Here is a 20545-nt window from a genome sequence, read left to right on the forward strand (position 1 = left end):
AGTCTTTTGCCATCGTGATGAATGTGAGTAAAAAGATGGAACATTTCGACGTGGCGATTATTGGCCTCGGCCCGGCGGGGTCGGCGTTGGCGCGGCAGTTAGCAGGCAAAATGCAGGTGATCGCGCTGGATAAAAAGCACCAGTACGGTACTGAAGGTTTCAGCAAGCCTTGTGGTGGTCTGCTGGCACCGGACGCGCAGCGTTCTTTTATTCGCGATGGACTGACGCTTCCTGTCGATGTAATCGCCAATCCGCAGATTTTCAGCGTCAAAACCGTCGACGTCGCCGCATCGCTCACGCGTAACTACCAGCGGAGCTATATCAATATTAATCGCCATGCCTTCGACTTGTGGATGAAGTCGCTGATCCCCGCCAGCGTTGAGGTTTACCACGACAGCCTGTGTCGAAAAATCTGGCGTGAGGATGATAAATGGCATGTCATTTTTCGTGCAGACGGCTGGGAGCAGCATATTACCGCCCGTTATCTGGTGGGTGCCGATGGCGCAAACTCGATGGTGCGGCGACATCTTTATCCGGATCATCAGATTCGTAAATATGTCGCTATCCAGCAGTGGTTCGCAGAGAAGCATCCGGTGCCGTTCTACTCCTGCATCTTTGATAATGCGATAACGGACTGTTATTCATGGAGTATCAGCAAAGACGGTTATTTTATCTTTGGCGGTGCCTATCCGATGAAAGACGGTCAGGCGCGTTTCGCGGCGCTGAAAGAGAAAATGAACGCCTTTCAGTTCCAGTTTGGCAAAGCGGTGAAAAGTGAAAAATGCACGGTGCTGTTTCCCTCACGCTGGCAGGATTTTGTCTGCGGTAAGGACAACGCCTTTCTGATTGGTGAAGCGGCGGGATTTATCAGCGCCAGTTCTCTGGAAGGGATTAGCTATGCGCTGGACAGTGCGGAAATACTGCGTTCTGTGTTACTGAAGCAGCCAGAGAAGCTCAATGCCGCTTACTGGCGCGCCACCCGCAAATTGCGTTTAAAACTCTACGGCAAGATAGTAAAAAGCCGATGCTTGACTGCACCTGCCTTAAGAAAGTGGATTATGCGCAGTGGTGTGGCGCATATTCCACAGTTGAAAGATTATCCAACGCGCTTCACATCGCCCACCAGCAGGATGTAAGAGAGCGCGCCAATCAACGCGACGGCGGAGATATAAACCAGTGCCGGGGCGAAGCCATAGCCTTGCAACAGATATTAGTCCACAAAAAAACACCTCATAAGAAAAGGTCTTATATCGGGCAGAAATCTGAAAAGGGAGATCAGGCGCTAAACAGGAGGGAAAGAAGAGTATGCTTTCAACGGCTTAGCGATCTTGTTTAAAGGATTAATCATGAATTTGAATTTTAAGGGATTTTTTAAGGCTGCCGGTTTATTCCCACTGGCGCTGATGCTTTCGGGCTGTATCTCGTATGCCCTGGTTTCCCATACCGCAAAAGGTACTTCAGGAAAGTATCAATCGCAGTCAGACACCATCACGGGGCTATCGCAGGCAAAGGATAGTAATGGAACAAAAGGCTATGTTTTTGTAGGGGAATCGCTGGATTACCTTATCACTGATGGTACCGATGACATCGTTAAGATGCTCAATGATCCAGCACTTAACCGGCACAATATTCAGGTTGCTGATGACGCAAGATTTGTTTTAAATGCGGGGAAAAAGAAATTTACCGGCACAATATCGCTTTACTACTACTGGAATAACGAAGAAGAAAAGGCACTGGCAACGCATTATGATTTTGCCTGTGGTGTTCAACACTGTACCAGGTCACTGGAAAACCTAAAAGGCACAATCCATGAGAAAAATAAAAACATGGATTACTCAAAGGTGATGGCGTTCTACCATCCATTTAAAGTGCGATTTTATGAATACTATTCACCCAGAGGCATTCCGGATGGTGTTTCCGCAGCATTACTGCCAGTGACTGTTACGCTGGACATCATTACTGCACCGCTGCAATTTCTGGTTGTATATGCAGTAAACCAATAATCAGTAAGCGGGCAAACGTATTCATGCTGTTTGCCCGCCCACAGATTAATTCAGCACATACTTTTCGATTGCAAACGCCACGCCATCTTCAAGGTTGGATTTGGTGACAAAGTTCGCCACTTCTTTCACCGAAGGTATAGCGTTATCCATCGCCACACCGACGCCTGCATATTCAATCATTGCGATGTCGTTTTCCTGATCGCCAATCGCCATAATTTCTTCCGGTTTAATGCCAAGCACTTCCGCCAGCGATTTCACGCCAGTGCCTTTATTGACGCGTTTATCGAGGATTTCGAGGAAGTACGGCGCACTTTTCAGCACGGTGTATTTCTCTTTTACTTCCTGCGGAATGCGCGCGATGGCCTGGTCGAGGATGGCGGGTTCATCAATCATCATCACTTTCAGGAACTGGGTGTCAGGGTTCATTTTCTCCGCCTCGCAGAACACCAGCGGAATGGTGGCAACAAATGATTCGTGCACCGTGTAATAGCTGATGTCACGGTTGGCGGTGTACAGCGTGGTGCGATCCAGCGCGTGGAAATGGGAACCGACTTCACGAGAGAGTTTTTCCAGGAAACGGTAGTCATCATAGCTCAGGGCTGTTTGCGCCACGGTGCTACCATCAGCGGCTTTCTGCACCAGCGCGCCATTGTAAGTAATGCAGTAGTCGCCCGGCTGTTCCATATGCAGTTCTTTCAGGTAGTTGTGAACGCCTGCATAAGGGCGCCCCGTCGTCAGTACGACATTCACGCCACGGGCGCGAGCTGCGGCAATCGCATTTTTAACGGCGGGTGAAATGGTGTGATCGGGCAGCAGAAGGGTGCCATCCATATCGATAGCAATGAGTTTGATAGCCATGAGTTCCCCAGGTAGATTGGTTCCTGACTCATGCTAACGCGATTCCGCTCAAAAATCAGTACAACACCCGAGGGAAAAGGGGGATGCAACGCGTGTTGCGTGCTCCCCTTTTGCTTAGCGGAAGAGTTTCCCTTTCAGCAACTCCATGCCTGCGGAAAGCAGATCGTTATTGGCTTGTGGTGACACTTCACCCTGCGGTGAAAGAGCATCAATAATCTTCGGCAATTGTTCCGCCAGTAAGCTGGAAGCAGCACGGGTATCTACGCCGAGTTTTTGCCCGAGATCGGACACCGCGTTTGTGCCGAGCGCCGACTCCAGTTGCTCGCCGCTCACCGGCTGATTGCCCTGTTGATTACTCAACCAGGTTGAGAGAATGGCACCTAAACCGCCACTTTGCAGTTTTTCCAGCAGCACCTGGATGCCCCCCTGCTCCTCAACCCAACTTAAAATCGCCTGATATTTTCCCGCATCGCCTTTCAGAAAGGCACCGACAACTTCATCAAAAAGCCCCATGATATTCACCTGTAAAGCGTTACGTGTTGACTCAAAAAGTATAGTTCTGCGGGATGATAATTGCGGATTGCAGAAATAAAAAGAGCGGAGATCATCTCCGCCCTTTTATTACTTATAGCTTCTTGCCGGATGCGGCATGAACGCCTTACCCGGCCCACAAAACATTGCAAATTCAATATATTGCAGAAGTTTCGTAGGCTTGATAAGCGTAGCGCATCAGGCACGCTCGCATTTTAAATATCGATATTCGCCGCTTTCAGGGCGTTTTCTTCGATAAACGCACGGCGCGGTTCTACGGCGTCGCCCATCAGCGTGGTGAACAATTGGTCGGCGGCAATCGCATCTTTAACGGTAACGCGCAGCATACGGCGGCTTTCCGGATCCATTGTAGTTTCCCACAACTGTTCCGGGTTCATCTCGCCCAGACCTTTATAACGCTGGATGGAGAGGCCGCGACGGGACTCTTTCACCAGCCAGTCCAGCGCCTGCTCGAAGCTGGCTACCGGCTGACGACGCTCGCCACGTTCGATAAACGCATCATCTTCCAGCAGACCGCGCAGTTTCTCGCCCAGCGTGCAGATACGACGATATTCGCCGCCGGTGATAAACTCGTGATCCAGCGGATAGTCAGTATCCACGCCGTGGGTACGCACGCGAACAATCGGCTCGAACAGGTTTTTCTCGGCATTGGTGTGGACATCAAACTTCCACTGGCTGCCGTGCTGTTCTTTGTCGTTCAGTTCGCTGACCAGCGCGTTCACCCAGCGGGTAACAGTCTGCTCATCAGAGAGGTCGGCTTCCGTCAGCGTCGGCTGATAGATAAGCTCTTTCAGCATTGCTTTCGGATAGCGACGTTCCATGCGAACGATCATTTTCTGCGCCGCATTGTACTCCGACACCAGTTTTTCTAACGCTTCACCAGCTAAAGCTGGTGCACTGGCGTTGGTATGCAAAGATGCACCATCCAGAGCGATAGAAATTTGGTACTGATCCATCGCTTCATCGTCTTTAATGTACTGCTCCTGCTTGCCTTTTTTCACTTTGTACAGCGGCGGCTGAGCAATGTAGACATGACCGCGTTCGATGATTTCCGGCATCTGACGATAGAAGAAGGTCAACAGCAATGTACGAATGTGCGAGCCGTCGACGTCCGCATCGGTCATGATAATGATGCTGTGATAACGCAGTTTGTCCGGATTGTATTCGTCACGACCAATACCACAACCAAGTGCGGTGATAAGCGTCGCCACTTCCTGGGAAGCAAGCATCTTATCGAAACGGGCTTTCTCAACGTTGAGGATTTTACCCTTCAGCGGCAGAATCGCCTGGTTCTTGCGGTTACGCCCCTGCTTCGCAGAGCCGCCCGCAGAGTCCCCTTCCACAAGGTACAGTTCGGAAAGCGCCGGGTCGCGCTCCTGACAGTCCGCCAGTTTGCCCGGCAGGCCAGCTAAGTCCAGCGCGCCTTTACGACGGGTCATTTCACGGGCGCGACGCGCAGCTTCACGCGCACGAGCGGCATCAATGATTTTGCCGACCACGATTTTCGCGTCGGTTGGGTTTTCCAGCAGGTATTCTGCCAGCAGTTCGTTCATCTGCTGTTCTACCGCCGATTTCACCTCAGAAGAAACCAGTTTGTCTTTGGTCTGGGAGGAAAATTTCGGATCCGGCACTTTCACGGAAACGACCGCAATCAGGCCTTCACGCGCATCGTCACCGGTGGCGCTGACTTTGGCTTTTTTGCTGTAGCCTTCTTTGTCCATGTAGGCGTTCAGGGTACGGGTCATCGCCGCACGGAAGCCTGCCAGGTGAGTACCGCCGTCACGCTGCGGAATGTTGTTAGTAAAGCAGTAGATGTTTTCCTGGAAGCCATCGTTCCACTGCAATGCCACTTCGACACCGATACCGTCTTTTTCGGTGGAGAAGTAGAAGATATTCGGGTGGATTGGCGTTTTGTTCTTGTTCAGATATTCAACGAATGCCTTGATACCGCCTTCATAGTGGAAGTGGTCTTCTTTACCATCACGTTTGTCTTTCAGGCGAATGGAAACGCCGGAGTTGAGGAACGACAACTCACGCAGACGTTTCGCCAGAATTTCATATTCAAACTCGGTCACATTGGTGAACGTTTCGAGGCTTGGCCAGAAACGAACCATAGTGCCGGTTTTATCAGTATCGCCGGTAACCGCCAGCGGTGCCTGCGGTACGCCGTGCTCGTAGATCTGACGGTGAATTTTACCTTCACGCTGGATAACCAGCTCCAGTTTTTGCGACAGGGCGTTTACTACCGAAACACCAACGCCGTGCAGACCGCCGGACACTTTATAGGAGTTATCGTCAAATTTACCGCCCGCGTGCAGGACGGTCATGATCACTTCCGCCGCCGATACGCCCTCTTCCGGGTGAATACCGGTCGGAATGCCGCGCCCATCATCCTGTACAGAGACAGAGTTATCGGCGTGAATGGTGACGATAATTTCTTTACAGTGACCCGCGAGCGCTTCGTCGATAGCGTTATCTACCACCTCGAATACCATGTGGTGCAGACCGGTGCCGTCATCCGTGTCGCCGATATACATACCAGGGCGCTTACGCACCGCATCCAGCCCTTTCAGGACTTTGATACTGGAGGAGTCATAAGAATTCGACATCAACGTTTCTCGCTCATTTATACTTGGGTTAATCCGTTATTTTACCCTTTTCCACGGTAAACATCTTCGAATTTTCGTCCGACATGTCTATAACGTGTTCAGCACTTATCGCACTGACAAAGACCTGTGATTGCGTCGCTTTTAAGCGACTGGCAAGCAGTCCGCGACGCTCATCATCAAGCTCAGAGGCAAAATCATCTATCAGGTAGAGACACCGCTGCCCGCTTTCACGGGTGAGGAACTCTCCTTGCGCCAGACGTAAGGCGCACATCAGCAGCTTTAGCTGCCCACGCGATAAGGTATCTTCCACCGGCGCACCGTCGGCGCGAATGCGTAAGTCCGCTTTGTGCGGGCCGTGCGCGGTGTAGGTTAGCTGGCGATCGCGTTCAAAATTACGTTCCAGCACCTCAGCGTATTCTGTCTCTTTCTCCCAGCCACGCTGAAAAGAGAAAGTCAGAGAAAACTCCGGGAGAAATTGCTTACAGGTATCGGCCATATCGGCGGCGATACCGGCGCTGTACTGGGCGCGCCAGGTGCTGATTTGCTCCGCCAGCGGGATCAGTTCTTTATCCCACGGGCGTAGCTGCTCGTAACGAGTCACCTGGCGCAGCGCCGCATTGCGCTGCTTGAGCAAACGCTTGAGATTGCTCCAGGCGGTGAAAAATCCAGGTTCGTTGTGAAAGCATCCCCAGTCGAGGAATGCTCTTCTGTATTTCGGGCCGCCGTTGAGTAAAGTAAACCCTTCTGGCGTTATCAGTTGCATCGGCATCAGATGCGCCAGCTCCGCGACTTTATGCCCGTCAGTACCGTCAATGCGGACTTTGCTGTCGCCCTGTTTATCTTTGGTTAAGCCAATTGCCGTCTCACGCTCTTCGCCCTGTAATCGCCCGTGGAGAATAAACGCCTCCTGCTCATGGCGAATGACGCGACCAATCTGCAAACTACGAAACGCCCGACCGTGACCGAGCGTATAGATGGCTTCCAGCACGCTGGTTTTGCCACTGCCGTTGGCACCCACCAGAAAGTTAAAGCCAGGAGATAAAGCGAGATCCGCGTTTTCGATATTGCGGAAATCGCGGATCAACAAGCGGGTGAGGGACATTACAGTCTCATTGGCATGACAACATAGGCAGCCGACTGTGATGCGGCATCTTCAATCTGCACGCTGGAAACCGAATCGGTCAGCATCATACGCACGTTTTCGCATTTCAGCGCGTTCAGAACATCCAGCACATAGCTAACGTTGAAGCCGATTTCCATTTCTGCACCGCTATAGGTGACGTCGAGGATCTCTTCCGCTTCTTCCTGTTCCGGGTTGTTGGCGGTAATTTTCAACTGGTTTTCACTGACATACAGGCGCACACCACGGAATTTCTCGTTAGAGAGAATCGCCGCACGAGCAAACGCCTGTTTGAGCAGATCACAGCCAGCTTCCAGATGTTTATCCGGGTTCTTCGGCAGAACTCGACGGTAATCAGGGAAGCGACCGTCCACCAGTTTGGAGGTGAAGATAAAGTCGCCAACGTGGGCGCGAATGTTGTTGCTGCCAATCTGCACGCGCAGCGGATTGTCGCCACCGTCGAGCATACGCATTAGTTCAATCACGCCTTTACGCGGCACAATCACCGAATGGCTTGGCAAAGACTGACCAATCGGCATTGAGCAGACCGCCAGACGGTGACCGTCGGTCGCCACGGTACGCAGTTCTTCGCCTTCGGTTTCGAACAACATACCGTTTAAATAATAGCGAACGTCCTGATGCGCCATTGAAAACTGGGTCGCTTCAATCAGACGCTTCATCGTCGCCTGCGGCAGGGTAAATTCGACTTCGCTCTGCCAGTCATCGAGGTTCGGGAAATCCGCCGCTGGTAGGGTAGACAGCGAAAAACGGCTACGCCCGGAGCGCACCAGCATCCGCTCACCTTCCAGTTGCACGGCAATTTCCGCGCCTTCAGGCAGACCACGGCAGATATCAAAGAATTTGCGCGCCGGAACGGTCGTCGCCCCTGGTTCGTGCGGCTGAATCAGCGCAACACGTGCCACCATTTCCATCTCGAGATCAGTACCGGTCAGCGACAACGTACCGTCAGCAACCTGTAACAGCAGATTACCGAGAATCGGTAGCGTAGGACGACCACCTAACGGACCGCTCACCTGTTGTAGCGGTTTTAATAAATGCTCACGTTCTACGGTAAATTTCATAGGATTAAGATGACAATGTTCTGATTAAATTTGAAAAATCTTCTTTGATATCATGGCTTTCTTCACGCAACTGCTCGATCTTACGGCAAGCATGAAGCACCGTCGTGTGGTCACGACCACCAAACGCATCGCCGATCTCTGGCAGACTGTGGTTAGTCAGCTCTTTCGCCAGCGCCATCGCCATCTGGCGCGGACGCGCCACCGAGCGAGATCGACGCTTGGAAAGGAGATCCGCGACTTTGATCTTGTAGTACTCCGCCACCGTCTTTTGAATATTGTCGATGGTGACCAGTTTTTCCTGCAATGCCAGCAAATCGCGCAGCGCCTCACGCACGAAGTCGATGGTGATCGCCCGTCCGGTAAAGTTAGCGTTAGCAATGACGCGGTTCAGTGCCCCTTCCAGCTCACGCACGTTAGATCGTAGACGCTTGGCGATAAAGAACGCCACTTCGCCCGGCAAACGAATGTCGTTTTCGTCGGCCTTTTTCATCAGGATCGCCACGCGGGTTTCCAGCTCTGGCGGTTCGATCGCCACAGTCAGTCCCCAGCCAAAGCGGGATTTCAAACGATCTTCAACGCCGTTGATCTCTTTCGGATAGCGATCCGAGGTGAGAATGATCTGCTGATTACCTTCAAGCAGGGCGTTGAAGGTGTGGAAAAACTCTTCCTGGGATCGTTCTTTATTAGCAAAAAACTGAATATCGTCGATCAGCAGCGCATCTACGGAACGGTAGTAGCGTTTAAACTCTTCAATCGCGTTGTTTTGCAGAGCTTTTACCATGTCCTGCACAAAACGTTCGGAGTGCATATAAACCACTTTGGCATTGGGCTTGCGCGCCATAATGCCATTGCCCACCGCATGGAGCAGGTGAGTTTTCCCCAGCCCCGTGCCGCCATAAAGGAACAGCGGGTTATAGGCGCCGCCAGGGTTGTCTGCCACCTGGCGAGCCGCCGCGCGCGCCAGTTGGTTAGATTTACCTTCGACGAAGTTATCAAATGTATGTTTAACGTTAACGTTGGAACGATAGGTCGGTTCTGCCGGAGCCGGAACGTTATCCCAACCCGAGCGCGCCGCAGGTGCAGCACGTTGCGGTTGCACCTGAGCGGCCTGAGCTGGTGCAACGGTGTTACTGGCAGGGACTTTCAGCGTTTGTGTCACGGGCTTTGTGCCCACTTCAAAACGCAGCTGTGGGGCATCCGCTCCGCAGAAACTGGTTAGCAGTCCATTGATATTATTGAGGTACTTGTCCCGTACCCAGTCGAGGACAAAACGGTTTGGCGCGTACAAGGCCAGCGTGTTATCGCTCAGTTCCGCCTGCAATGGGCGTATCCACATACTAAATTCTGTGGCTGGTAACTCATCCTGCAATCGGGCAAGACACTGCTGCCAAAGCGAAAGTGACACGGCGGACTCCACTCGAACAAAAGTCGATTATGACTAAGGCTGAAACATTCATGATTGTTGACGCACGTCGAAAAGACCCTGCATGAGGGTGACGCACGAACCGCTGTCTGCGGTTATATGCCCGATCAAGATCCTGCAAAACGATCGGGACCGAGGATCATAGCCTAAACTGCGCAAGAGATCTTCTGTTTCTCACAGATTTTCCCGATTTATCCACAGGACTTTCCAGAACCCGTTAAGTGTAAACGATCCAGGCGCAAGGCGGGCACGATTTAGGCCGCATATTGGAAAATTTAATGACCATAAACAAAATTAGTCTTAATCGATCTAATAAAGATCCTGAGCGATCCTTGCGCTTTACCTGGTAGCCCGTATAATCCTCCACCCGGCGCGCAATGCTGGTTTTCACCGGTATACAGTTGCACTTTTTCCCTGTGAAAAGGTGCGGAAAAGCGCGGTAAATAAGGAAAGAGAATTGACTCCGGAGTGTACAATTATTACAATCCGGCCTCTTTAATCACCCATGGCTTCGGTGTCCATCGTTCGATTTTCGGACGGATATCCAATAAAGCCATTGAATTTATTCAAGTTTAGGTAGAAATCGCCATGAAACGCACTTTTCAACCGTCTGTACTGAAGCGCAACCGTTCTCACGGCTTCCGTGCTCGTATGGCTACTAAAAATGGTCGTCAGGTACTGGCACGTCGTCGTGCTAAAGGCCGTGCTCGTCTGACCGTTTCTAAGTAATAAAGCTAACCCCTGAGTGGTTAAGCTCGCATTTCCCAGGGAGTTACGCTTGTTAACTCCCAGTCAATTCACATTCGTCTTCCAGCAGCCACAACGGGCTGGCACGCCGCAAATCACCATCCTCGGCCGCCTGAATTCGCTGGGGCATCCCCGTATCGGTCTTACAGTCGCCAAGAAAAACGTTCGACGAGCGCATGAACGCAATCGGATTAAACGTCTGACGCGTGAAAGCTTCCGTCTACGCCAACATGAACTCCCGGCTATGGATTTCGTGGTGGTGGCGAAAAAAGGGGTTGCCGACCTCGATAACCGTGCTCTCTCGGAAGCGTTGGAAAAATTATGGCGCCGCCACTGTCGCCTGGCTCGCGGGTCCTGATAGCCCTTATTCGGGTCTACCAACGCCTGATTAGTCCGCTACTCGGGCCGCATTGTCGTTTCACTCCAACCTGTTCAAGCTACGGAATTGAGGCATTGCGCAGGTTTGGAGTGATAAAAGGCAGTTGGTTGACGGTGAAACGCGTATTAAAATGCCACCCTTTACACCCTGGTGGTGACGATCCCGTCCCGCCCGGACCATTTGATACCAGAGAACACTAACGATGGATTCGCAACGCAATCTTTTAGTCATCGCTTTGCTGTTCGTGTCTTTCATGATCTGGCAAGCCTGGGAGCAGGATAAAAACCCGCAACCTCAGGTTCAACAGACCACGCAGACAACGACCACCGCAGCGGGTAGCGCCGCCGACCAGGGCGTACCGGCCAGTGGCCAGGGGAAACTGATTTCGGTTAAAACCGACGTGCTTGATCTGACCATCAACACCCGTGGTGGTGATGTTGAGCAGGCCCTGCTGCCGGCTTACCCGAAAGAACTGAACTCTACCCAGCCGTTCCAGCTGCTGGAAACCTCACCGCAGTTTATTTATCAGGCACAGAGCGGTCTGACCGGTCGTGATGGCCCGGATAACCCGGCTAACGGCCCGCGTCCGCTGTATAACGTCGAAAAAGACGCTTATGTGCTGGCTGAAGGCCAAAACGAACTGCAGGTGCCGATGACGTATACCGACGCGGCAGGCAACACGTTTACCAAAACGTTTGTCCTGAAACGTGGTGATTACGCTGTCAACGTCAACTACAACGTGCAGAACGCTGGCGAAAAACCGCTGGAGATCTCCACCTTTGGTCAGTTGAAGCAATCCATCACTCTGCCACCGCATCTCGATACCGGAAGCAGCAACTTTGCGCTGCATACCTTCCGTGGCGCGGCGTACTCCACGCCTGACGAGAAGTACGAGAAATACAAGTTCGATACTATTGCTGACAACGAAAACCTGAACATCTCTTCGAAAGGTGGTTGGGTTGCGATGCTGCAACAGTATTTCGCAACTGCATGGATCCCGCATAACGACGGCACCAACAACTTCTATACCGCTAATCTGGGTAACGGCATTGCCGCTATCGGCTATAAGTCTCAGCCGGTACTGGTTCAGCCTGGTCAGACTGGCGCGATGAACAGCACCCTGTGGGTTGGCCCGGAAATCCAGGACAAAATGGCGGCCGTTGCTCCGCACCTGGATCTGACCGTTGATTACGGTTGGTTGTGGTTCATCTCTCAGCCGCTGTTCAAACTGCTGAAATGGATCCATAGCTTTGTGGGTAACTGGGGCTTCTCCATTATCATCATCACCTTTATCGTTCGTGGCATCATGTACCCGCTGACCAAAGCGCAGTACACCTCCATGGCGAAGATGCGTATGCTGCAGCCGAAGATTCAGGCAATGCGTGAGCGTCTGGGCGATGACAAACAGCGTATCAGCCAGGAAATGATGGCGCTGTACAAAGCTGAGAAGGTTAACCCGCTGGGCGGCTGCTTCCCGCTGCTGATCCAGATGCCAATCTTCCTGGCGTTGTACTACATGCTGATGGGTTCCGTTGAACTGCGTCAGGCACCGTTTGCACTGTGGATCCACGACCTGTCTGCACAGGACCCGTACTACATCCTGCCGATCCTGATGGGCGTAACGATGTTCTTCATTCAGAAGATGTCGCCGACCACCGTGACCGACCCGATGCAGCAGAAGATCATGACCTTTATGCCGGTCATCTTCACCGTGTTCTTCCTGTGGTTCCCGTCAGGTCTGGTGCTGTACTATATCGTCAGCAACCTGGTAACCATTATTCAGCAGCAGCTGATTTACCGTGGTCTGGAAAAACGTGGCCTGCATAGCCGCGAGAAGAAAAAATCCTGATTCGGTGAGTTTTCGCTAAAATAAGGGCGGTCAGTTGACCGCCTTTTTTCTTTTCGTAGTGCGGATAAGCACAGCGCATCCGCCACACAAAGCAACAGGAACATCATGAGCGATAATGACACTATCGTAGCCCAGGCCACGCCTCCTGGACGTGGCGGCGTTGGCATCCTGCGCATCTCCGGCTTCAAAGCCCGTGAAGTTGCCGAAACCGTGCTGGGTAAATTGCCTAAGCCGCGCTACGCCGATTATCTTCCGTTTAAAGACGCCGACGGCAGCGTGCTCGATCAGGGGATTGCGCTATGGTTCCCTGGCCCGAACTCGTTCACCGGTGAAGATGTGCTGGAACTGCAAGGTCATGGCGGTCCGGTGATCCTCGACCTGCTGTTAAAACGTATTCTGACCATTCCTGGCCTGCGGATTGCTCGCCCTGGTGAGTTTTCAGAACGCGCGTTTCTTAACGATAAACTCGATTTAGCCCAGGCCGAAGCGATTGCGGATCTTATCGACGCCAGCTCAGAACAGGCGGCTCGTTCGGCGCTTAACTCACTGCAAGGCGCGTTCTCCGCCCGGGTCAACCATCTGGTGGAAGCCCTCACCCACTTGCGCATTTACGTCGAAGCGGCGATTGATTTCCCCGATGAAGAGATCGATTTCCTCTCCGACGGCAAAATTGAAGCCCAACTCAATGACGTGATTGCCGACCTCGACGCAGTACGCGCCGAAGCACGTCAGGGTAGTCTGCTGCGCGAAGGGATGAAGGTGGTGATTGCCGGGCGCCCAAATGCCGGTAAATCGAGCCTGTTAAACGCGCTGGCAGGCCGTGAAGCGGCAATCGTGACTGATATTGCCGGAACCACGCGCGACGTGCTGCGTGAGCATATTCATATTGACGGGATGCCTCTACATATTATCGATACCGCCGGGCTACGAGAAGCCAGCGACGAAGTGGAACGTATTGGTATCGAGCGCGCGTGGCAGGAAATTGAACAGGCCGATCGCGTGCTGTTTATGGTTGATGGCACGACGACAGACGCCGTTGATCCAGCAGAGATCTGGCCGGAGTTTATCGCCCGTCTGCCTGCAAAACTGCCGATCACCGTGGTGCGCAATAAAGCCGACATTACCGGCGAAACGCTGGGAATGAGCGAAGTGAACGGTCACGCGTTGATTCGTCTCTCTGCAAGGACTGGCGAAGGCGTGGATGTGTTGCGTAACCATCTCAAACAGAGCATGGGTTTCGACACGAATATGGAAGGTGGCTTCCTGGCGCGTCGTCGTCACCTGCAGGCGCTGGAACAAGCGGCGGAGCATCTGCAACAGGGCAAAGCGCAGCTGTTAGGTGCATGGGCGGGTGAATTGCTTGCGGAAGAACTACGCCTGGCACAGCAAAACTTAAGCGAGATCACCGGGGAATTTACCTCTGATGATTTGCTGGGGCGGATTTTCTCCAGCTTCTGTATCGGTAAGTAACCCGTACCTACAAAGCCGCATCCTGATTGCCTGATGCGGCTTTGTTTTCTTGTTAGCACTCTTATTATTACTCAACCCTTTTTATAAACCTTAACCTTCTCACGTAACTTATTTTCTTAAAAAAGCATTTAATATTGCTTCGTAATCGTTTGTGATTCGATTCACATTTAAACAATTTCAGAATAGACAAAAATCTTGAGTATTATACTGTAACGTCGTGTCTTTCGAGGATAAGTGCATTATGAATACCTTACATATATGTGTGACCTCAAAGTGGTTTAATATTGACAACAGAATTGTCGATCACCGCCCTTAATTTGCCCTTCTGTAGCCATCATCAGAACCAAACCGAATTAGATTCAATGTGATCTATTTGTTTGCTATATCTTAATTTTGCCTTTTGCAAAGGCTATCTCTCATTTATTTACTTGTTTTAGTAAATGATGGCTCTTGCATATATATCTGGCGAATTAATAGATATTGCAAATGTAATATTCACAGGGATCACTGCAATTAAAATAAATGAAGGATTATGCAATGGAAAACTTTAAACACCTCCCTGAACCGTTCCGCATTCGTGTTATTGAGCCAGTAAAACGTACCACTCGCGCTTATCGTGAAGAAGCAATTATTAAATCCGGTATGAACCCGTTCCTGTTGGATAGCGAAGATGTGTTTATCGATTTACTGACCGACAGTGGCACCGGAGCGGTGACGCAGAGTATGCAGGCAGCGATGATGCGCGGCGACGAAGCCTACAGCGGCAGCCGCAGCTACTACGCATTAGCCGAGTCAGTGAAAAATATCTTTGGTTATCAATACACCATTCCGACTCACCAGGGGCGTGGCGCAGAGCAAATCTACATTCCGGTACTGATTAAAAAACGCGAGCAGGAAAAAGGCCTGGATCGCAGCAAAATGGTGGCATTCTCTAACTATTTCTTTGATACCACGCAGGGGCATAGCCAGATTAACGGCTGTACCGTGCGTAACGTCTATATCAAAGAAGCCTTCGATACGGGCGTGCGTTACGACTTTAAAGGTAACTTTGACCTCGAAGGATTAGAACGCGGTATTGAGGAAGTTGGCCCGAATAACGTGCCATATATCGTTGCTACCATCACCAGTAACTCCGCAGGTGGTCAGCCGGTTTCACTGGCAAATATGAAAGCGATGTACAGCATTGCGAAGAAATATGACATTCCTGTAGTGATGGACTCCGCGCGCTTTGCTGAAAACGCCTATTTCATCAAGCAACGTGAAGCGGAATACAAAGACTGGACTATCGAGCAAATTACCCGCGAAACCTACAAATATGCCGATATGCTGGCAATGTCCGCCAAGAAAGATGCGATGGTGCCGATGGGCGGCCTGCTGTGCGTGAAAGACGACAGCTTCTTCGATGTCTATACCGAGTGCAGAACCCTTTGCGTGGTGCAGGAAGGCTTCCCGACTTATGGTGGTCTGGAAGGTGGCGCGATGGAGCGTCTGGCTGTGGGTCTGTATGATGGCATGAATCATGACTGGCTGGCTTATCGTATTGCGCAGGTGCAGTATCTGGTCGATGGTCTGGAAGAGATTGGTGTTGTGTGTCAGCAGGCGGGCGGTCACGCGGCGTTCGTTGATGCCGGTAAACTGTTGCCGCATATTCCGGCAGATCAGTTCCCGGCACAGGCGCTGGCGTGCGAGCTGTATAAAGTCGCCGGTATCCGTGCGGTAGAAATTGGTTCTTTCCTGTTAGGCCGCGATCCGAAAACCGGTAAACAACTGCCGTGCCCGGCAGAATTGCTGCGTTTAACCATTCCACGCGCAACCTATACTCAAACACATATGGACTTTATTATTGAAGCCTTCAAACATGTGAAAGAGAACGCGGCGAATATTAAAGGGTTAACCTTTACCTACGAACCGAAAGTATTGCGTCACTTCACCGCAAAACTGAAAGAAGTTTAATTAATACACTCAGAGTGGCTATAAGGATGTTAGCCACTCCACTCCCTACATCCTCAATAACAAAAATAGCCTTCCTCTAAAGGTGGCATCATGACTGAACAAGCAGAAAAAAAACACTCTGCATTTTGGGGTGTTATGGTTATAGCAGGTACAGTAATCGGTGGAGGTATGTTTGCTTTACCTGTTGATCTTGCCGGTGCCTGGTTTTTCTGGGGTGCCTTTATCCTTATCATTGCCTGGTTTTCAATGCTACATTCTGGGTTACTTTTATTAGAAGCAAATTTAAATTATCCCGTCGGCTCCAGTTTTAATACCATCACTAAAGATTTAATCGGTAACACCTGGAACATTATCAGCGGCATTACCGTTGCCTTCGTTCTCTATATTCTCACTTACGCCTATATCTCCGCTAACGGCGCGATCATTAGCGAAACGATATCAATGAATCTGGGCTACCATGCCAATCCTCGCATTGTCGGGATCTGCACGGCCATTTTCGTCGCCAGCGTATTATGGATAAGTTCGTTAGCCGCCAGCCGTATCACGTCATTGTTCCTCGGGCTGAAGATTATCTCCTTTGTCATTGTGTTTGGCTCTTTCTTCTTCCAGGTCGATTATTCCGTTCTACGTGATGCCACCAGCACGACTGCGGGGACGTCTTACTTCCCGTACATTTTTATGGCTCTGCCAGTGTGCCTTGCGTCATTTGGTTTCCACGGCAATATTCCCAGCCTGATTATTTGCTATGGCAAACGTAAAGATAAGCTCATCAAAAGCGTGGTTTTCGGTTCGCTGCTGGCGCTGGTGATTTATCTCTTCTGGCTGTATTGCACGATGGGGAATATTCCGCGTGAAAGTTTTAAAGCGATTATCTCCTCCGGCGGCAACGTCGATTCACTGGTGAAATCGTTCCTCGGCACCAAACAACATGGCATTATCGAGTTTTGCCTGCTGGTGTTCTCCAACTTAGCTGTCGCCAGTTCGTTCTTTGGCGTCACGCTGGGACTGTTCGATTATCTGGCGGATCTGTTTAAGATTGATAACTCCCACGGCGGGCGCTTCAAAACCGTGCTGTTAACCTTCCTGCCACCCGCATTGTTGTATCTGGTCTTCCCGAATGGCTTTATTTACGGGATCGGCGGTGCCGGGCTGTGCGCCACCATCTGGGCGGTCATTATCCCTGCGGTACTGGCAATCAAAGCCCGCAAGAAGTTTCCCAACCAGATGTTCACGGTTTGGGGCGGCAATCTCATTCCGGCGATTGTTATCCTCTTTGGTATAACTGTGATTTTATGCTGGTTCGGTAACGTCTTTAACGTGTTACCTAAATTTGGCTGATCCCTTCAAGAAGCCAGCTATTTTGCTGGCTTCTTGCCTGTCAGGAAATCTCTTTTGTCCAAATGGCAACTCGCCTGATTCTCCGTCACCACGTATGCTTTGCGTCACCTTTCCGTCAGGACGCTTTAGCTCATGTCCCGTTTCTTAATTTGTAGTTTTGCCCTGGTTTTACTTTATCCCGCAGGGATTGATATGTACCTCGTTGGTTTACCGCGCATCGCCGCCGACCTCAATGCCAGCGAAGCGCAGTTACATATTGCGTTTTCCGTTTATCTGGCGGGAATGGCGGTAGCGATGTTATTTGCCGGTAAAGTGGCCGATCGTTCAGGGAGAAAGCCGGTCGCCATCCCCGGCGCGACGCTATTTATTATCGCCTCAGTGTTCTGTTCACTGGCTGATACCAGCACGTTATTTCTTGCAGGGCGATTGCTACAGGGACTTGGCGCGGGCTGTTGTTACGTGGTGGCGTTCGCCATTTTGCGCGACACGCTGGACGATCGACGTCGGGCAAAAGTGCTGTCGTTACTCAACGGCATTACCTGCATCATTCCGGTGTTAGCACCGGTACTTGGGCATCTGATTATGCTTAAATTCCCGTGGCAGAGCCTGTTCTGGGTAATGGCGATGATGGGGTTCGCAGTACTGATGTTGTCTTTATTTATTTTAAAAGAAACGCGCCCTGCCGCGCCTGCCGCTTCGGACAAACCACGAGAAGATACTGAATCGCTGCTTAACCGTTTTTTCCTCAGCCGTGTTGTTATCACCACCCTCAGCGTTTCGGTGATCCTCACCTTCGTGAATACGTCGCCTGTATTGATGATGGAAATCATGGGTTTTGAGCGCGGTGAATACGCCACCATTATGGCGCTGACCGCAGGCGTCAGTATGACCGTATCGTTCTCCACGCCGTTTGCATTGGGAATTTTTAAGCCGCGAACGCTGATGATCACCTCGCAGGTGTTATTCCTGGCGGCGGGTATCACCCTTGCCATTTCACCTTCCCACGTGATTTCTCTGTTTGGCATCACGCTGATTTGCGCCGGTTTTTCGGTAGGCTTCGGCGTGGCAATGAGTCAGGCGTTAGGGCCGTTTTCATTACGCGCGGGCGTAGCCAGCTCGACCTTAGGTATTGCGCAAGTTTGCGGTTCGTCACTGTGGATTTGGCTGGCGGCGGTGGTTGGTATCGGCGCATGGAATATGCTGATCGGGATTCTGATTGCCTGTAGCATAGTGAGCCTGTTGCTGATTATGTTCGTCGCGCCTGGACGCCCGGTTGCCGCTCATGAAGAAATCCATCACCACGCTTGATCTCAATTTGCTGCTCTGTCTGCAATTGCTGATGCAGGAGCGCAGCGTAACCAAAGCGGCGAAACGGATGAACGTCACGCCTTCGGCGGTGAGCAAGTCATTAGCAAAACTTCGGGCATGGTTTGATGATCCGCTCTTTGTGAACTCACCGCTGGGTCTGACGCCCACGCCGCTGATGGTCAGCATGGAACAAAATCTGGCGGAATGGATGCAAATGAGCAATCTGCTGCTGGATAAACCGCATCACGAAACGCCGCGCGGCCTTAAGTTTGAGTTAGCGGCGGAGTCACCGCTGATGATGATCATGTTTAACGCGTTATCGAAACAGATCTACCAGCGTTACCCGCAGGCGACTATTAAATTACGCAACTGGGATTACGATTCGCTGGATGCGATTACCCGTGGCGAAGTGGATATCGGTTTTTCCGGTCGTGAAAGTCATCCCCGTTCGCGGGAGCTACTAAGTTCGTTGCCGTTATCCATTGATTATGAAGTGCTGTTTAGTGATGTGCCCTGCGTCTGGCTACGCAAAGATCATCCGGCACTACGTGAAGCGTGGGATCTGGACACCTTTCTGCGTTATCCGCATATCAGCATTTGCTGGGAACAGAGCGACACCTGGGCGCTGGACAATGTGTTACAGGAGCTAGGCCGAGAACGCACGATTGCTATGAGTCTGCCAGAATTTGAGCAGGCACTATTTATGGCGGCGCAGCCCGACAATCTGCTACTGGCGACCGCACCGCGCTACTGTCAGTACTACAATCAGCTCCACCAACTGCCGTTGGTTGCTCTCCCTCTCCCGTTTGATGAAATCCAGCAAAAAAAGCTGGAAGTACCGTTTACTCTGCTGTGGCACAAACGGAATAGCCATAACCCGAAGATCGTCTGGTTACGGGAAACCATTAAAAATATTTACGCCTCGATAGCATAATAAAATCGTATAAAATGCGACCACGTTTCACGATAAAATGTAAAAAACATGTAATAAACTTATCCGAATCGAACTTTTCGCCACTTTAGTCTGTCCATAGTTCCAGCAAATGATTACTCTTGTATTCATAATGGACCATTAAGCATGGAGCGAAAAATGGCGACTCACTTTGCCCGAGGGATTTTAACGGAAGGACATTTGATATCTGTTCGTCTCCCCTCCCGGTGTCATCAAGAAGCCCGAAATCTTCCCCCTCATCGTCAAAGTCGTTTTCTGGCGTCCAGAGGTTTACTCGCAGAACTGATGTCTATGCTGTATGGCATAAGCGAATTACCAGAGATCGTCACCCAGGCTAAAGGAAAGCCGGTTTTCCTCGATAAAAATTTGCCATCATTTTCAATATCCTATGCCGGAAATATGGTCGGCGTAGCGTTAACAACCGAAGGTGAGTGTGGTCTCGATATGGAGCTACAGCGCGCAACACGCGGGTTTCATAGTCCCCATGCACCCGATAACCCTATTTTTTCCAGCAATGAATCGTTATGGATCAGTAAGCAGAACGATCCTAATGAAGCACGAGCGCAACTCATTACTTTGCGCCGAAGCGTGCTAAAACTTACCGGCGATGTACTGAATGACGACCCGCGCGATCTGCAATTGCTGCCCATTGCCGGACGCCTGAAATGTGCCCATGTAAATCATGTAGAAGCGTTATGCGACGCAGAGGACGTGCTGGTGTGGTCCGTGGCGGTCACTCCAGCGATTGAGAAGCTCAGTGTCTGGGAGTTAGATGGTAAGCAAGGCTGGAAAAGTCTGCCGGATATTCACAGTCGCGCCAACAACCCCACCAGCCGGATGATGCGTTTTGCCCAGCTATCTACCGTGAAGTCTTTTTCGCCAAATTGATAGACAACCACAGG

20 protein-coding genes and 1 pseudogene are annotated in these 20545 nt (G+C 51.2%); 14 read left to right on the forward strand and 7 right to left on the reverse strand.

What is annotated here, in order from left to right; genetic code table 11:
• Nucleotides 1-35 precede the first annotated feature (35 nt).
• Entirely contained in the window at nt 36-1136 is a 1101-nt protein-coding gene (gene cbrA, locus RGV86_RS12475) for a colicin M resistance lipid reductase CbrA (protein WP_085461491.1), read from the forward strand.
• Here cbrA and RGV86_RS12480 read toward each other — a convergent pair.
• A pseudogene (locus tag RGV86_RS12480) lies at nt 1097-1210 on the reverse strand (hypothetical protein); the annotation flags it as partial. The gene cbrA and the pseudogene RGV86_RS12480 sit on opposite strands and share 40 nt — an antisense overlap.
• Before the next feature lie 136 nt (nt 1211-1346).
• Between RGV86_RS12480 and RGV86_RS12485 the strand changes: the two are divergent.
• Nucleotides 1347-2003 carry a YidX family protein gene (locus RGV86_RS12485; protein ID WP_085461485.1) on the forward strand — a complete coding sequence of 219 codons (657 nt, stop codon included), beginning with the start codon at nt 1347-1349 and terminating at the stop codon, nt 2001-2003.
• Between the two features lie 45 nt (nt 2004-2048).
• On the opposite strand, the gene yidA is transcribed toward RGV86_RS12485, so the two are convergent.
• The 6 genes from yidA to dnaA form a co-directional block, all read right to left on the reverse strand.
• Nucleotides 2049-2861, reverse strand: a complete 813-nt coding sequence (gene yidA / locus RGV86_RS12490; RefSeq protein WP_000985555.1) for a sugar-phosphatase — start codon at nt 2859-2861, stop codon at nt 2049-2051.
• A 114-nt stretch (nt 2862-2975) separates the two neighbouring features.
• The gene (locus RGV86_RS12495) at nt 2976-3374 is read right to left on the reverse strand and encodes a YidB family protein (RefSeq protein ID WP_000522198.1); all 399 of its coding nucleotides are present in this window, start codon (nt 3372-3374) and stop codon (nt 2976-2978) included.
• Between the two features lie 233 nt (nt 3375-3607).
• Nucleotides 3608-6022, reverse strand: a complete 2415-nt coding sequence (gene gyrB, locus RGV86_RS12500) for a DNA topoisomerase (ATP-hydrolyzing) subunit B (protein ID WP_000072053.1) — start codon at nt 6020-6022, stop codon at nt 3608-3610.
• Nucleotides 6023-6050: 28 nt separating this feature from the next.
• Nucleotides 6051-7124, reverse strand: a complete 1074-nt coding sequence (gene recF / locus RGV86_RS12505; RefSeq protein WP_309508370.1) for a DNA replication/repair protein RecF — start codon at nt 7122-7124, stop codon at nt 6051-6053.
• A complete protein-coding gene (gene dnaN, locus RGV86_RS12510; RefSeq protein WP_000673456.1) occupies nt 7124-8224 on the reverse strand; it encodes a DNA polymerase III subunit beta in 1101 nt (366 codons plus the stop codon). The genes recF and dnaN overlap by 1 nt, the downstream gene beginning before the upstream one ends.
• A gap of 4 nt (nt 8225-8228) precedes the next feature.
• Nucleotides 8229-9629: a chromosomal replication initiator protein DnaA gene (dnaA, locus tag RGV86_RS12515; RefSeq protein WP_000059098.1), complete on the reverse strand. Its 1401-nt coding sequence runs from the start codon at nt 9627-9629 to the stop codon at nt 8229-8231.
• 296 nt (nt 9630-9925) lie between these two features.
• Here dnaA and RGV86_RS22315 point away from each other — a divergent pair, with 296 nt between their 5' ends.
• From RGV86_RS22315 to RGV86_RS12570, 12 genes are all read left to right on the forward strand, one after another.
• On the forward strand, nt 9926-9997 hold the full coding sequence (locus tag RGV86_RS22315) for a hypothetical protein (RefSeq protein WP_123056761.1): 72 nt from the start codon (nt 9926-9928) through the stop codon (nt 9995-9997).
• Between the two features lie 238 nt (nt 9998-10235).
• Complete coding sequence (gene rpmH / locus RGV86_RS12520; RefSeq protein ID WP_000831330.1) at nt 10236-10376, forward strand: 50S ribosomal protein L34; 141 nt, start codon at nt 10236-10238, stop codon at nt 10374-10376.
• Between the two features lie 16 nt (nt 10377-10392).
• On the forward strand, nt 10393-10752 hold the full coding sequence (gene rnpA, locus RGV86_RS12525; protein WP_000239730.1) for a ribonuclease P protein component: 360 nt from the start codon (nt 10393-10395) through the stop codon (nt 10750-10752).
• Nucleotides 10716-10973: a membrane protein insertion efficiency factor YidD gene (yidD, locus tag RGV86_RS12530; RefSeq protein ID WP_001307474.1), complete on the forward strand. Its 258-nt coding sequence runs from the start codon at nt 10716-10718 to the stop codon at nt 10971-10973. Before rnpA ends, yidD begins: the two co-directional genes overlap by 37 nt.
• A 2-nt stretch (nt 10974-10975) precedes the next feature.
• Nucleotides 10976-12622, forward strand: a complete 1647-nt coding sequence (gene yidC / locus RGV86_RS12535; protein ID WP_000378289.1) for a membrane protein insertase YidC — start codon at nt 10976-10978, stop codon at nt 12620-12622.
• Between the two features lie 105 nt (nt 12623-12727).
• Nucleotides 12728-14092: a tRNA uridine-5-carboxymethylaminomethyl(34) synthesis GTPase MnmE gene (mnmE, locus tag RGV86_RS12540; protein ID WP_001282346.1), complete on the forward strand. Its 1365-nt coding sequence runs from the start codon at nt 12728-12730 to the stop codon at nt 14090-14092.
• 241 nt (nt 14093-14333) lie between these two features.
• Nucleotides 14334-14408: a tryptophanase leader peptide gene (gene tnaC, locus RGV86_RS12545; protein WP_032147965.1), complete on the forward strand. Its 75-nt coding sequence runs from the start codon at nt 14334-14336 to the stop codon at nt 14406-14408.
• Nucleotides 14409-14629: 221 nt separating this feature from the next.
• Nucleotides 14630-16045: a tryptophanase gene (gene tnaA, locus RGV86_RS12550; RefSeq protein WP_010347274.1), complete on the forward strand. Its 1416-nt coding sequence runs from the start codon at nt 14630-14632 to the stop codon at nt 16043-16045.
• Nucleotides 16046-16135: 90 nt separating this feature from the next.
• Nucleotides 16136-17383: a low affinity tryptophan permease TnaB gene (gene tnaB, locus RGV86_RS12555; RefSeq protein ID WP_000138823.1), complete on the forward strand. Its 1248-nt coding sequence runs from the start codon at nt 16136-16138 to the stop codon at nt 17381-17383.
• 132 nt (nt 17384-17515) lie between these two features.
• Nucleotides 17516-18691, forward strand: a complete 1176-nt coding sequence (mdtL, locus tag RGV86_RS12560) for a multidrug efflux MFS transporter MdtL (RefSeq protein WP_137598373.1) — start codon at nt 17516-17518, stop codon at nt 18689-18691.
• On the forward strand, nt 18666-19625 hold the full coding sequence (gene yidZ, locus RGV86_RS12565; protein WP_085461487.1) for an HTH-type transcriptional regulator YidZ: 960 nt from the start codon (nt 18666-18668) through the stop codon (nt 19623-19625). Before mdtL ends, yidZ begins: the two co-directional genes overlap by 26 nt.
• 156 nt (nt 19626-19781) lie before the next feature.
• Complete coding sequence (locus RGV86_RS12570) at nt 19782-20531, forward strand: 4'-phosphopantetheinyl transferase family protein (protein WP_010347267.1); 750 nt, start codon at nt 19782-19784, stop codon at nt 20529-20531.
• Nucleotides 20532-20545 lie beyond the last annotated feature (14 nt).

It is taken from the genome of Escherichia ruysiae, from assembly GCF_031323975.1.
Taxonomy (GTDB): Bacteria; Pseudomonadota; Gammaproteobacteria; order Enterobacterales; family Enterobacteriaceae; genus Escherichia; species Escherichia ruysiae.

Excerpts from the sequence above, each read along its gene's own strand:
- yidC (WP_000378289.1), top strand. The coding sequence starts at position 10,976 with ATGGATTCGCAACGCAATCTTTTAGTCATCGCTTTGCTGTTCGTGTCT.
- gyrB (WP_000072053.1), bottom strand. The coding sequence starts at position 6,022 with ATGTCGAATTCTTATGACTCCTCCAGTATCAAAGTCCTGAAAGGGCTG.
- yidD (WP_001307474.1), top strand. The coding sequence starts at position 10,716 with ATGGCGCCGCCACTGTCGCCTGGCTCGCGGGTCCTGATAGCCCTTATT.
- RGV86_RS12495 (WP_000522198.1), bottom strand. The coding sequence starts at position 3,374 with ATGGGGCTTTTTGATGAAGTTGTCGGTGCCTTTCTGAAAGGCGATGCG.
- rpmH (WP_000831330.1), top strand. The coding sequence starts at position 10,236 with ATGAAACGCACTTTTCAACCGTCTGTACTGAAGCGCAACCGTTCTCAC.
- RGV86_RS12485 (WP_085461485.1), top strand. The coding sequence starts at position 1,347 with ATGAATTTGAATTTTAAGGGATTTTTTAAGGCTGCCGGTTTATTCCCA.
- RGV86_RS12570 (WP_010347267.1), top strand. The coding sequence starts at position 19,782 with ATGGCGACTCACTTTGCCCGAGGGATTTTAACGGAAGGACATTTGATA.
- mnmE (WP_001282346.1), top strand. The coding sequence starts at position 12,728 with ATGAGCGATAATGACACTATCGTAGCCCAGGCCACGCCTCCTGGACGT.
- tnaA (WP_010347274.1), top strand. The coding sequence starts at position 14,630 with ATGGAAAACTTTAAACACCTCCCTGAACCGTTCCGCATTCGTGTTATT.
- recF (WP_309508370.1), bottom strand. The coding sequence starts at position 7,124 with ATGTCCCTCACCCGCTTGTTGATCCGCGATTTCCGCAATATCGAAAAC.
- yidZ (WP_085461487.1), top strand. The coding sequence starts at position 18,666 with ATGAAGAAATCCATCACCACGCTTGATCTCAATTTGCTGCTCTGTCTG.
- mdtL (WP_137598373.1), top strand. The coding sequence starts at position 17,516 with ATGTCCCGTTTCTTAATTTGTAGTTTTGCCCTGGTTTTACTTTATCCC.
- dnaN (WP_000673456.1), bottom strand. The coding sequence starts at position 8,224 with ATGAAATTTACCGTAGAACGTGAGCATTTATTAAAACCGCTACAACAG.
- cbrA (WP_085461491.1), top strand. The coding sequence starts at position 36 with ATGGAACATTTCGACGTGGCGATTATTGGCCTCGGCCCGGCGGGGTCG.
- tnaB (WP_000138823.1), top strand. The coding sequence starts at position 16,136 with ATGACTGAACAAGCAGAAAAAAAACACTCTGCATTTTGGGGTGTTATG.
- yidA (WP_000985555.1), bottom strand. The coding sequence starts at position 2,861 with ATGGCTATCAAACTCATTGCTATCGATATGGATGGCACCCTTCTGCTG.